This is a genomic window from Alloalcanivorax sp. C16-2 (genome assembly GCF_046507615.1).
Lineage (GTDB): Bacteria > Pseudomonadota > Gammaproteobacteria > Pseudomonadales > Alcanivoracaceae > Alloalcanivorax > Alloalcanivorax marinus_A.
This window is the reverse complement of sequence record NZ_JBKFTL010000001.1, coordinates 123,704-136,259: the sequence shown is the minus strand read 5'-3', so window position 1 is coordinate 136,259 and position 12,556 is coordinate 123,704. Positions and strand designations below refer to the sequence as shown.

Sequence of the window (12,556 nt, the reverse complement as noted above, 5' to 3'; positions counted from 1 at the left end):
ATCTAAATGTCAATGGTTCTCATTCATATGAACGGTGATCGCCATGCGCTACACCCTGCGCCAACTGGAAGTCTTCCTCGCCACCGCCCATTACGAGAATGTGAGCCGGGCGGCGGCCCAATTGAACATGTCCCAATCCGCCGCGTCGGGGGCGCTCAAGGAGCTGGAATCCCAGTTCGAGGTGAAACTGTTCGAGCGCGCCGGCAAGCGGTTGCGCCTGAATGAACTGGGACGTCAGCTCTGGCCCCGGGCGGAGGCCCTGATTGGACAGGCCCGGGAACTGGAAGCCGGCCTGTTGGCCCATCAGGAACTCGGGCAGCTCAAGGTGGGGGCCACCCTGACCATCGGCAACTATCTGGCGGTGAGCATCATGGCCCGCTATATGGCGGAACAGCCCGGCGCCCGGGTGCAACTGGAGGTGGCCAACACCAGCACCATTGTCGACCGGGTGCTGGGCTTCGATCTTGATCTGGGTCTGATCGAGGGTGAAATCAATCACCGCGATCTGGAATTACTGCCCTGGCGCGGTGACGACCTGGTGGTGTTCTGCTCGCCGGACCACCCGCTGGCGGCTCGGGGGCGCCTTGATGACCACGACCTGAAGGCGGCTACCTGGATCGTGCGCGAGCCCGGCTCCGGGACCCGCCAGACCTTCGAGCGCGGCATGCACGGCATCCTGCCGGATCTGAATCTGTTGTTGGAGCTGGAGCACACCGAAGCGATCAAGCGGGCGGTGGAAACCGGCCTGGGCATCAGTTGCCTGTCCCGGGTGTCTCTGCGTGAAGCGTTCCGGCGCGGTTCCCTGGTGCCGCTGGCGGTGCCGCACCGGGACTTCAGCCGGGAGTTCTACTTCGTGCTGCACCGCGATAAATACCGCAGCCCCGGGGTGGAGCGCTGGCTGGAATTGTGCCGGGCGTCGTCGGCGCCCGGCTAGCACTAGCGGGGGCGGTAGCGGGCCCGGATCACTCCTTCCAGATCCTCCCAGGGGAGGGTGAATTCCGGCTGCCCCATGGAATAGGGCGCGATGCTGTAGACGTCGTAGTGCAGGACCACGCCTGCCCGGGTGAGGCGGAAAGCGTCGGTTTGCTGGAACGGCCAGTCTTCCTGGAAGGTGCCGTCATCGGTGGGCGCTTCCTGCTCGAGCCACTGGCCGTGGGCCCGGCGGGCCGCTTCCCAGAAGGCGTCTTCCTGGCCGGCCTCGATCAGGTTGCCCAGGGAGACCGGGCCATTGCTGGCCAGATCCCAGTTCAGCCATTGGGTGATGGGCATGCCGTGGGCGCCACCGGTGAACTCATAGCTGTTGATCGCCACGGTCACCAGGGTCCGCCAGCGGCCTATTTGTTTGGTGTTGCCGGATAACTCCCAGCCCTGACCGCCCTCGCCGGCGGTGCCGGCGGCGGTTGCCAGGAACTGCTCGGCGGCGGCCTCCAGGCTGTCCGGCGTGGCCGGGTCCTCGCTGTTGACCACCAACTGCGACGCCAGACGTTCGCGGATCGCCTGATTGAGCGCCGGCTGGCCGTCATAGAGCTCAAGCCGCGCATCGAACACCGGGCACTGGTCGCCCTCGCAGCCGTCCGGGCGCCGCTCCAGGGTTTCGGTATGGTGGGTCAGCTTTTCCGGGACCGGGCGACCGTTGCTCTGGTCCGCACCGTCCGGGCCCGCGTTAGTATCGTGATTTCCGTCGGACCCGCCGTCCGGGGCGCCGGTGGCCGGTTGCTCCGCCTGATCGGTGGACGCGGGCCGTTCCGGTTTGGCGGAGGTGGCGTCGTTGCTATTGTCGCAGGCGGCCAGTGACAGCGTCAGGGCCGCCAGCGCGGAGATCACGAAGGGCGATTGCCCGGGCAGGCGCGGCATGGGAAGTCCCGTTGGTTCCATGGAAAAAAGCGGCGCGGTCGCAACCGCGCCGTAATGCGGGAGCATGCCCTGATTGCCGGTCGCCGGGCAAGTGGCCGGGTCAGTCCACCTTCTCGAAGTAGCCCAGGATGCGCAGCGCCGCCACCTTGCCGCCGCGGATATCCAGGTCGTCGCCGGCCAGGGCCGACACCGCGCCCCGTTTGCCGGCGGCGATCGCCTTCCATACCGGCTCGCGGGTTTCCAGCACCGCCACGGTGTCCTCGTCCAGGCCTTCATGGACCACCGCCACGCCATGGCGGATTTCCAGGGTGAACGAGCGGCCGGAGTCGGCGAATTCGAAGCCCAGCTTCTCGTGCGCGTCCAGGGTCTCCTCGGCCTTCAGGAAGGCGGGCATGGCATTCAGGAAGTTATCGATCGGCAGGGTGGCGAGAAAGCCGTCCGGGCTTTCCGTGCGAAAGCCGGGATGCAGGCCCTCGGCGGCTTCCCGGGCGGCGGTGAAGTAGTAATTGCGCGCGTTGGGGTTGGATTCGGTTTCCGCCAGGCGGCGCAGCGCCCCGGCGCGCAGGTCGGCGACGTCCTGATCGTCCGGGCGCAGCACCCGCAGGTGATCGGTGAGTGCCAGCGCCCACTGGGCCTGGCCGCCCTGGAGCGCGTCGCGGGCACGGTCCAGCAGCGCGTCCTCACCACCGGCCAGTTCCGCCATATGGCGGGCCCGTTCGCCTTCCGCCAGAGGTTGCAAGGTGCTCGGGTTGCCGTCGAACCAGCCCAGATAGCCATCGAACACCGAGCGCACCGACCAGGCCACGTTGCCATAGAACGGCTGCAGCCACGGGTGCTTCGCCAGATGGGGCGGCAGATGCACGCGTTCCACGATCTGGTCCGGGGTCAGGCCCTGGTTCATGTAGCGCAGGGTCTGATCGTGCACGAACTGGATCGCATCCCGGTAGGCGGTGAGCGTATCGCGAATGGTGTCGGCGCCGGTGAGCGGACGGGTGTGGCTGGGCACCAGGTATTCGGCGCCCAGAGCGCGGATCTTGTCCAGGCTGTCGGCCCAACGGCGTACATCCCGGTAAGGGGTGCCGCGAATGGTGTAGAGATTAGGGAACGCCTGGTAGATGTTGTCGCCGGACAGCACCACTTTCTTGTCCGGCAGCCACACGAACAGCTGGTCGTTGGTTTCCCCTGGCGCGTGCACCAGCACCAGACGCAAACCGGCGATGGTCACTTCCCGGCGTTCGCCCACGGTGTGGTCCGGCGGCAGGGCGAACAGGGTGCTGTCCTCGTTGACGCCCAGGAAGGGGCCGATGCCGTCGTTGATGCGCTCGCCGTCCGGCAGATGGTGACCGAACATGCGCATGGAGCGGGTGGTGATGATCGGCCGGATTTGATTGACCACCCGGTTGATGTAATAGCCGGTGGTTTCATGGGCGTACACCGGTACCTCGCCGGCGGCGGCGAAGGCGCGCGCGCCGAACACATGGTCGGCGTGGTTGTGGGTGTAGATCAGCGCCTTGATCGGTTTATCGGTAATCTCGCGGAAGGCGGCCAGTACCCGCTTGCCCTCGTCCACGGTCTCCATGGTGTCGACGATGATGATGCCATCGTCGCCTTCCAGCATAATGGAATTGGCCAGACCATAGCCGATCGCCACGTAGACCCCGTCGGTGACTTTCACCACGCCCTGTTCGAACACCTGATTGTGCGTCCGCAGGGCATCCGGCGCCGGAGTCTCGGCGGGCTGGGGGTGGTCACCGCCGCAGGCGGCCAGCGTCGCCGTCAGCAGAAGAAAAAGGTATCGCATGGATTGTTATCCTTGTTGGGAAATCGACTTTCAGGCTAGCTCGACGCCGCTCGGGACCGAAGGTCGCAAACGGCCAGTGGCAGGTGGCCGATGACCACCGCCACCACCGTGGCGGCCTGGCCGCTGGCGTTGCTGGACACCCTGGCCGCCGCCGGCGTGGACGCGCCGGCGCTGCTTCGCGAGGCGGGGCTGGAAGGCGAGGCCCTGGCGGCGGACCCGGGTGGCCGCGTGCCGGTGGCCGCCATGAGCCTGCTGTGGGCCGCCGCCGAGCGCCTTAGCGGCGATCCCGCCGTGGGCCTGCGGGTGGGCGCCCGGGCCCAGCCCATGCATCTGCGCATCCTCGGCCTGCTGGTGCAGACCGCCCCCACCCTGGACCGGGTGCTGGACCTGGTGGTGCGTTTCCAGGCACTGATCTCCACCAGCGTCACGGTGACCCGGGTGCACCGGCCCGGCGCCGTGGGCCTGGCGATCCAGGCCCGGCCCGGTGCGCCGGTGCACCCCTGCGCCCTGGATGCCTTCGTCGCCGCCCACGTGCGACATTTGCGGCGGTTGGCGCCGGGGGTCCGTATCACCGGGGTGGATCTGTGCCGTTCGGCGCCGGGGGACCCGGGCCCCTGGCGGGCGGCGTTCGGCGAGGTGGTGCGTTTCGGGCGGGAACGGGATGTTATCTGGCATCGTGCCGAGGGGTTGCGCGACCCGCTGCCGCTGGGCGATGCCGCTCTGTGCCGCCAGCACGAGACCCTGGCGGAGCAAGCGCTGGCGGAACTGGACCGGGCGCCGCCGTTGATTCAGACCCTGCGCGGGTTGCTGCGGGTGCGCCCGGACGCGCCGCCCTCCCTGGCGGAACTGGCGCGGGCGGTGAATCTGAGCGAGCGTTCCCTGCGCCGGCACCTCTCGGAAGCGGGCAGTGGTTACCGCAAGCTGATCGAGGAGCAGCGCGCCGAACAGGCCGCCGTCTGGCTGCGTCAGGAGAAGCTGCCGGTGGCGGAAGTCGCCCGGCGGCTGGGCTTCTCCGATGCCAGTAATTTCGGCAAGGCTTTCAAGCGCTGGTACGGCATGGCGCCGGACCATTTTCGGCGATCTTGACCACAACCCCTTGTTTTTCAGTGTTTTGCACCCATGTAAGGAGGGCAAAGCCATAATAGAGGAGTCTTAGTGTCACATTCTCGGAGAGAACCGATGCGACCTTCCTATCTTCTGGCCACCGCGCTGATGCTGGCCACCACCGCCAATAGCTGGGCCCAGGACGCCACCGACGGCGTACCCAATATCAAGCAGCCGGACCAGGAGAATATCCAGACGCAAATGCGCGATACCTGGGAAACCATCAAGCAGTTTTCCGCCGATCAGAAAGATCAGGCCCTGGCCGCCCTGCGCCACGCCATGGACGCCCTGGACGAGGACATTGATCAGGCCAGCGAGCGGATTGATGAGAACTGGCAGGATATGTCCCAGGATGCCCGCCTGAAGAAGCAGGAAGCGCTCAGCGAACTCAAGGAACAGCGCGAGACGCTGCAGACCCGCTACCAGCAACTGGAAGCCTCTTCCGGGGATAACTGGGAAGCGGCCAAGGCCCGTTTCGGCGGCGCCTGGGAGTCCACCAAGGACGCCTGGTCCAAGCTGACCGCCCCGGATCCGGAACAAGATCGGAACTGAGCCCCGCCTAAACGTCCGCGAAATGCTCGCCGCCCCGCAACCACCGGCGCAGCAGACGATCCACCCGCCGCGGATAACGCGCCAGTAGCGCCGAGGCCACCTCTCGCGCCGGCGCCATCAAGGCTTCGTCACGCACCAGATCCGCGATCCGGAACGCCAGGTCGCCGGTCTGGCGCGTGCCCAGCCATTCCCCGGGACCGCGCAGTTTCAGGTCTTCCTCGGCGATCACGAAGCCATCGCTGGTGTCGCGCATCACCGCCAGGCGTTTCTTGGCGGTTTGCGACAATGGCGTGTCGTAGAGCAGCAGGCAGTAGCTCTGGTCGCCGCCCCGGCCCACCCGACCGCGTAGCTGGTGAAGCTGGGCCAGGCCCAGCCGTTCCGCGTTTTCCATTACCATCAGGGTGGCGTTGGGCACGTCCACCCCCACTTCAATGACGGTGGTGGCCACCAGCAGCTGCGCCTCGCCGCTGGCGAAGCGCGCCATCCGCTCCTGCTTTTCCTTCGCCTTCATGCGACCGTGCACCAGCTCCACGGTGAGGTCCGGCAGTGCTTCGCGCAGATCCTCGAAGGTGACCTCGGCGGCGCGTGCCTGCAGTTCGTCGGATTCCTCGATCAGGGTGCACACCCAGTAGGCCTGGGTGCCGTCCCGGCAGGCGGCGCGAATACGCTCCACCACGGCGTCGCGGCGGCCGGCGGGCAGCGCCAGGGTCTGGATCGGCTTGCGCCCCGGCGGCATCTCGTCGATCACCGAGGTGTCCAGGTCGCCGTAGACGCTCATCGCCAGGGTGCGCGGAATCGGCGTGGCGGTGAGGGTGAGCTGGTGGGGCACCTGATTGTCGAAGCGGCCCTTCTCGCGCAGGGCCAGCCGTTGCTGCACGCCGAAGCGGTGCTGCTCGTCGATGATGATCAACCCCAGCCGCTGGAACGCCACCGCGTCCTGGAACAGAGCATGGGTGCCCACCACCAGGGGCGCGCTGCCGTCGGCCAGGGCGGCCAGGGTTTCCCGGCGCGCCTTGGCGCCCACGCTGCCGGCCAGCCAGTGGACGTCGATGCCCAGGGGCGCCAGCCAGTGACGGAAGTTGTTCAGGTGCTGTTCAGCGAGCAGTTCGGTGGGCGCCATCAACGCCACCTGGTAGCCGGCTTCCATGGCCACCAAGGCGGCGGCGGCGGCCACCAGGGTCTTGCCGGACCCTACGTCGCCCTGGATCAGGCGCAACATGGGGTGGTCGCGGCGCAGGTCGGCGCGGATTTCGCCGATCACCCGTTGCTGGGCGCCGGTGAGCGGGAACGGCAGGCTTTCCAGAAGCCGGGCGGTGAGCCGCTCGCCTTCCAGGGGCGGGGCGGCCAGCGCCTTCTGCCCGGCCCGCTTGGCCAGCATGCCCAGTTGGTGGGCCACCATCTCCTCCATGACCAGCCGCTTCACCGCCGGGTGGTTGCCGTCCAGCAGCAGGTCCACCGGATCGTCCGGCTGCGGATGGTGCAGCTTGGTGAGCGCCTCGGCCAGGCCGGGCAGGCCGCTTTGATCAAGCAGCTCCCGGGGGATCAGTTCCTCCGGTTCGTGGCCGCGAAGCCATTGCAGCGCCTGGCCGGCCAGGTTGCGCAGCAGCTTCTGGCTGACGCCGTCGGTGGTCGGGTAGACCGGGGTCAGGGCTTTTTCCAGCGGCGGCAGGTCCGGGCCGGTCTGGTATTCCGGGTGGTAGAACTCCAGGCCGGCGGCACCGGGCCGTGGCTCGCCGTAGACGCGGATCGCCCGGCCCTTTTCCAGGTAATTCTTCTGGGCGGCGCTGAAATGGTAGAAGCGCAGCACCACCATACCGGTGCCGTCGGCGACCTTGCACAGCAGCGAGCGGCGCTTGCCGAACACCACGTCGGCGGCCATCACCTCGCCCTCGATCACTACCCCCTGCTCCGGGCGCAGCGCGCCGATCGGCGTGATGCGGGTGCGGTCCTCGTAGCGGAACGGCAGGTGGAAGAGCACGTCTTCCAGAGTGTGCAGGCCGAGCTTGGCGAGCCGCTCCGCCGCTCGCGGACCCACCCCCTTGAAGCGGGTGATGTCGATATGGTCCGGAGTGGCGGCGGGTTCGCTCATGCCACGCCGGTCAGGCCGCCAGGCCCTCGCGGGGCACGGAGTGGCGCAGCACCTCGATGGCCTTGGGACGCGGGAAGCTGTCGCGCCAAACCAGGGCGATGGTGCGCGAGGGCACCGGTGGCGCGAACGGGCGCACCGCGAAGGTGGCCTTGTCGTAGCCGTGCTGGTGGAGCGCCGAGTTCGGCAACACCGTGATGCCCAGGCCGGAGGCGACCATGTGGCGCAGGGTCTCCAGGGAGCCGCCCTCGATCTGCACCAGATTGCGCTGGCGCTCGGAATCGATGGCCGGGCACAGCTCCAGCACCTGGTCGCGGAAGCAGTGGCCTTCGCCGAGCAGCAGCAGGGTTTCCTCCAGCAGTTGCTCCGGGCGGATCTGCTGTTGCTTGGTCCAGGGATGGTCGCCGGGCAGCAGTACCGAGAAGGATTCCTCGTACATCTTGGCGCGCACCAGACCGCCGCCGGAGAACGGCAGCGCCACGATGATGGCGTCCAGCTCACCACGGTCCAGCTTGCCGCGCAGCACGTGGGTGTAGTTCTCCTCGATGAACAGCGGCATTTCCGGCGCTTCCGCCCGCACTCGGGGTACCATGGTGGGGAACAGATAGGGCGCCACGGTGAAGATGGCGCCCACCCGCAGCGGCGAGCCGAGCTGGTCGCGCTGGCTCATGGCCATCTGTTCCAGCAGGTCGGCCTGCTCCAGCACCCGTTGGGCCTGGGCGACGATGGGGCCCGCCTGGGGGGTGACCACCACCTCCCGGGGACGCCGTTCGAACAGCGGCATGCCGAGCTGCTCTTCCAGCTTTTTGATTGCCGCGCTGAGAGTCGGCTGGCTGACGTTGCACACCTGCGCCGCGTGGCCGAAATGGCGTTCGCGGGCAAGAGCGACCAGATAGCGAAGTTCTGTTAGGGTCATAATCGCAACAAGTATTTTCAATGAACCCCCATTCTGCCGGACTGACTCCCAATGAGCCATATTCTGATCGCCGGACTCGGTGACCTGGGCACCGGCCTGGCCGAGCGGCTGCTCGCCGACGGCCACCGGGTGAGCGGTATCCGCCGTGGCGGCGACGCCCCCGCCGGCGTGGATCTGTACAGCCAGGACCTGCTCGACGGCGCCCTCCTGTTGCCGCCGGATCGCGTTGACCTGGCGGTGGTCATCATGACGCCCTCGGAATACAGCGAGGAAGGTTATCTGAAGGCCTATGTGCGCGCGCCGCTGAACCTGCTCGACGGCCTGGCCGCCCGGCAGCCGCTGCCGCCGGTACTGTTCGTGTCCAGCACGGCGGTGTTCGGCGACCAGGACGGCGACGTGGACGAAACCACCCCGCCCCGGCCAAGCCGCTATAACGGCAAGGTGGTGCTGGCGGCGGAGCAGGAGATCAGCGCCCGCGCCCTGACCACGGTGGTGCGTTTCTCCGGTATTTACGGCCCTGGCCGTCTCCGCCTGCTAAGCAAGGTGGAAAAGCTGATGCGCGGTGAGGAGGCCCTGCCCGAGCCGGTATGGAGCAACCGTATCCACCGGGACGATTGCGTCGGCCTGCTGCACACCCTGGCGGGGCAATGGCTGGCCGGAGAGACGGTGCCGCCGCTGGTGGTGGGCACCGACAACCATCCCGCCCGTAATCTGGACGTTTACCAGTGGCTGGCGGAGTGCCTGGGCGGCGCGCTGCCGGTGCCGGCCACCCGGGCCACCGGCAAACGCTTGCACAGTCGCTTTATCGCCGAGGGCGGTTATACCCTGCGCTACCCGGACTACCGGGCCGGCTACCGGACCCTGCTGGAGGCGCGCTAACCGCGCCAATTCTGGGCCTGAGCCGCTCGCTGCTGTATCTTTAGCGCCCCCGGGCGCACTTGTGCCCGGCCTCGGAATCCGTAGAGTGTGCGCCTTCGAGGCGCCGAGGCGGCGCGCCCGCCCAAGGGGAGTGAAACATGACGATACCGGTAGCCGTGGTAATGGGGTCCCAATCCGACTGGGAGACCATGAAGGAGGCGTGCGACGCGCTCAGCCAGTTTGGCGTGGGCTGGAAGGCGGAGGTGGTGTCCGCTCACCGCACGCCCAAGCGCCTGGTGGAATTCGCCGAGAGCGCCGTGGACGAGGGTTACAAGGTGATCATCGCCGGCGCCGGCGGGGCCGCCCACCTGCCCGGCATGATCGCTTCCATGACGCCGCTGCCGGTGCTCGGCGTGCCGGTGAAGAGCCGGGCCTTGTCCGGCATGGACAGCCTGCTCTCCATTGTGCAGATGCCCAAGGGCGTGGCCGTGGGCACGCTGGCGATCGGCACCTCCGGGGCCTGGAACGCCGGCCTGCTGGCGGCGCAGATGCTGGGCACCCAGGACGATGCCCTGCTCAAGCGCATCGCCGAGTGGAAAGCGTCCCGCGCCGATGAGGTGCTGGCGGACGCGAATCTGGGCCAGGAAAGCACGCGATGAACCGGGTGCTGGTACTCGGCGGCGGCCAGCTCGGCCTGATGATGGCCGAAGCCGCCGCCCGGCTCGGTCTGGTGGTGGATCGCTATGATCCGGAACGGGCGGTGCTGCTCCCCGGCACCTCCGATCTGGCGGTGCCGATCACCTGGGAAGAATGCATGGAGCGCTACCCGGTGATCACCGTGGAGCGGGAAGCCTTTCCGGACACCGGCCTGTCCGCGCGGCTTGCCGCCAGCTACCGTTGCGTGGCGCGCGGTGCCCTGGCCACCATCCCCGACCGCTTCGATCAGAAGTCCATGCTGGATCGTCTGGGCATTCCCACCGCTCCCTGGCGGCTGCTGGACCGGGTCGAGGACCTGTCGGCGGCGGTGGCGGAATTCGGCGGCGTGGTGGTCAAGGCGCGCAGCGGCGGCTATGACGGTCGCGGCACCTGGATCATCGGCGAAGGCGGCGACCTGGGCACGGTGCCCGCCGACGAGCTGGCCGGCCGCGCCATCGTCGAGAAAAAGATCCCGTTCCGCCGTGAGCTGTCCATCGTCGGCGCCCGCAACCCGGCTGGCGAGACCCTGTTTTACCCGCTTACCCGCAACTGGCACGTGGACGGTATCCTGCGCCTGAGCCTGGCGCCGGCGGTGGCCAGCGCCGCCCTTCAGCCCCACGCCGAGGACATCCTGCGGCGCATCATGGAAGAGCTGGACTACGCCGGCGTGATGGCGGTGGAGTTCTTCGAGCAGGATGGCGAGCTGCTGGTCAACGAGATCGCCCCCCGGGTGCACAATTCCGGCCACTGGACCCACGAAGGCGCGGACTGGTCCCAGTTCGACCTGCACGTCCACGCCCTGGCCGGCGTGCCCCTGCACGCGCTCAACGTGCATGGCCCCACCGCCATGGTGAATCTGATCGGCACGCCCTTTGATCAGGCCTGGCTGCAGCACCCCGGCGTGGTGCACTGGTACGGCAAGTCGGTGCGGCCCGGGCGCAAGCTGGGCCACGCCAATCTCACCGCCGACAGCCTGGATGGCCTGCGCCAGGGGCTGCGTGCCTGGGCGGATGTGCTGCCCGAGGGTTTCGAGAAGGTGCTGGATTCCGAGCTGTCGCTGGATCGCGGCTGAAGCGGAACCCCGAATGCCAAAAAACAACGCCCCGCAATGCGGGGCGTTGTCGTTCGTGGCCGATGGAACCCGCCGGTTACGGAACGCAGGCGGCCATGGTCGACGGCCGGGTGGCCTGGACGGCGGCGGCGTCATCGCCGCTGGCGTTGGTGGAGAAGGCGCAGCCGAAAGTATCGGCGGCCACGTTGGTCGGATTCAGGAAGTCGTCGCCATCGGGCATGATCGAGTTCTGCTCCCAGTCGATCATGTCGTCGAAGGCGGTTTCCTGTTCTTCCAGGGTGTAGTCGCAGTGGCCCGGTGAGCGGATCGCCCGCTGCACCAGCCAGCCGCCGTTGCCGTTGGCTTCCGCGCGCTCGCGGTAGAGCTGGCCGTGCCGGAAGGGCACGTACAGATCGCCCAGCCCCTGCAGGCTGACCACCGGAATACTGAATTCCCCGTTGATCACCGGAATCCAGCGCAGGCCATCGTCGCGCAGGCCATTGGCCGCCGGATTGCCCTCCACGCGCAGGATGGTGTCATTGAACGCCTGCTCCTCGGTGGTCAGCGGCGGGAAGTTGTCGAACTGATAGGTGACCCCGGCGTTGCCGGTCAGGTTGCCGGTGAGGATGCCGTTGACGTCGCCGCCCCGGCCGCCGGTGCCCATCACCACGTTCCAGTAATAGGTGCGGAAGCCGGTATCGGCGATGGGACGCTGGCCGCCGGACAGGTTACGCACCAGGGCCTGCATCTTCTCGCCTTCCTCGCTGAGCACGCCCAGGGTGCTGGTGGTGGGCACGCTGTCCCAGACCACATCGTTGATGGCGGCCACGTCGAAGTTGGTGGCCGGAATCGCGGTCAGTGGCGGCGCCGCCGGGTTGACCATATGGGCGAAGTGCTGGGCGGCCATGGTGACCTGCGCCAGGTACTGGAACTCGAAGGTATCGCCGACCACGCCGCACATGGGCACGGCGCCGTTGTATCGCACCTTGTGGTTGGCGGTCTGGTAGGTCTCTTCCTCGATGGCCGCGGCGGTGACATGGCCGCCCATGGAACCGCCCATGATGTAGATCTTGGTGGGCGCCGCCAGGGTGCGGCCCTCGTCCTCGGCGATGTCGTTGAACGCCAGCGCCAGCTCGTTGGTGTCCTCCACGCCGGCGCGCACGTCGTAGTAGTTGGTGGAGTAGCTGGAGGCGGCCCAGGCATAGCCCTCGTCGAGCAGATGCTGGCGGATGCTCGGGTTGTTCACGGTCAGTTCCTCGCCCTCGCCGCGATAGCCGTGGGCGTACATCACCAGCATGCCGTTCCAGGTTTCAGGCACTTCGATGCGGTAGCCCGCGCCACTGGGCCGCACGCCCCACCAGCGGTCCGCGTTGTCGTGGCCGCTGACGCCGGTTTCGTCGAACGGCAGGCTGGCTTCGTTGACGCTGAAGGAGCGGCTGTCCTGGGCCCGCTGTGGTTCGGAGGGGGTGTCGGTATCGTTGTGATGATCGCTGTCACCGCCGCAGGCGGTCAGCAGGCCGGCGGCGAGCAGGCCGCACAGCAGGGTTGTCGTGCGTCTTCCGGAATTAAAATCCACGTTGGTTTCTCCCGTTGTTCTTAGTGTTATTGGTCTTTTTTGTTTATGTGTTTCGCTCTGCG

11 protein-coding genes are annotated in these 12,556 nt (G+C 67.5%); 6 read left to right on the top strand and 5 right to left on the bottom strand.

Translation table 11 applies throughout. The annotated features are described in order from the left end of the window. Positions 1 to 43: 43 nt before the first annotated feature. The gene (locus ACLD02_RS00635; protein ID WP_203105426.1) at positions 44 to 934 is read left to right on the top strand and encodes a LysR family transcriptional regulator; all 891 of its coding nucleotides are present in this window, start codon (positions 44 to 46) and stop codon (positions 932 to 934) included. A 2-nt stretch (positions 935 to 936) separates the two neighbouring features. Here the strand turns inward: ACLD02_RS00635 and ACLD02_RS00630 are convergent, their stop codons facing one another. Continuing rightward, the gene (locus ACLD02_RS00630) at positions 937 to 1,854 is read right to left on the bottom strand and encodes a DUF3298 domain-containing protein (RefSeq protein WP_410297692.1); all 918 of its coding nucleotides are present in this window, start codon (positions 1,852 to 1,854) and stop codon (positions 937 to 939) included. A gap of 100 nt (positions 1,855 to 1,954) precedes the next feature. Then, positions 1,955 to 3,655, bottom strand: a complete 1,701-nt coding sequence (locus tag ACLD02_RS00625; protein WP_410297691.1) for an alkyl sulfatase dimerization domain-containing protein — start codon at positions 3,653 to 3,655, stop codon at positions 1,955 to 1,957. A gap of 90 nt (positions 3,656 to 3,745) precedes the next feature. Between ACLD02_RS00625 and ACLD02_RS00620 the strand changes: the two genes are divergently transcribed. Next, positions 3,746 to 4,741, top strand: coding sequence for an AraC family transcriptional regulator (locus ACLD02_RS00620; RefSeq protein WP_410297690.1), 996 nt, complete (start codon positions 3,746 to 3,748; stop codon positions 4,739 to 4,741). Positions 4,742 to 4,834: 93 nt separating this feature from the next. Beyond that, positions 4,835 to 5,311, top strand: coding sequence for a hypothetical protein (locus tag ACLD02_RS00615; RefSeq protein WP_410297689.1), 477 nt, complete (start codon positions 4,835 to 4,837; stop codon positions 5,309 to 5,311). Positions 5,312 to 5,318: 7 nt separating this feature from the next. On the opposite strand, the gene recG is transcribed toward ACLD02_RS00615, so the two are convergent. Both recG and ACLD02_RS00605 read right to left on the bottom strand, forming a co-directional pair. Then, complete coding sequence (recG, locus tag ACLD02_RS00610) at positions 5,319 to 7,400, bottom strand: ATP-dependent DNA helicase RecG (RefSeq protein WP_410297688.1); 2,082 nt, start codon at positions 7,398 to 7,400, stop codon at positions 5,319 to 5,321. Positions 7,401 to 7,410: 10 nt separating this feature from the next. Further along, a complete protein-coding gene (locus tag ACLD02_RS00605) occupies positions 7,411 to 8,313 on the bottom strand; it encodes a hydrogen peroxide-inducible genes activator (protein WP_203105432.1) in 903 nt (300 codons plus the stop codon). 51 nt (positions 8,314 to 8,364) lie between these two features. On the opposite strand from ACLD02_RS00605, the gene ACLD02_RS00600 reads away from it, so the two are divergent. From ACLD02_RS00600 to ACLD02_RS00590, 3 genes are all read left to right on the top strand, one after another. Next, positions 8,365 to 9,192 carry an NAD-dependent epimerase/dehydratase family protein gene (locus tag ACLD02_RS00600; RefSeq protein ID WP_410297687.1) on the top strand — a complete coding sequence of 276 codons (828 nt, stop codon included), beginning with the start codon at positions 8,365 to 8,367 and terminating at the stop codon, positions 9,190 to 9,192. A 137-nt stretch (positions 9,193 to 9,329) separates the two neighbouring features. Then, positions 9,330 to 9,830, top strand: a complete 501-nt coding sequence (gene purE, locus ACLD02_RS00595) for a 5-(carboxyamino)imidazole ribonucleotide mutase (protein ID WP_410297686.1) — start codon at positions 9,330 to 9,332, stop codon at positions 9,828 to 9,830. Then, entirely contained in the window at positions 9,827 to 10,939 is a 1,113-nt protein-coding gene (locus ACLD02_RS00590) for a 5-(carboxyamino)imidazole ribonucleotide synthase (RefSeq protein WP_410297685.1), read from the top strand. The genes purE and ACLD02_RS00590 overlap by 4 nt, the downstream gene beginning before the upstream one ends. Before the next feature lie 76 nt (positions 10,940 to 11,015). On the opposite strand, the gene ACLD02_RS00585 is transcribed toward ACLD02_RS00590, so the two are convergent. Then, complete coding sequence (locus tag ACLD02_RS00585; protein WP_410297684.1) at positions 11,016 to 12,494, bottom strand: alpha/beta hydrolase family protein; 1,479 nt, start codon at positions 12,492 to 12,494, stop codon at positions 11,016 to 11,018. Between the last annotated feature and the right edge of the window lie 62 nt (positions 12,495 to 12,556).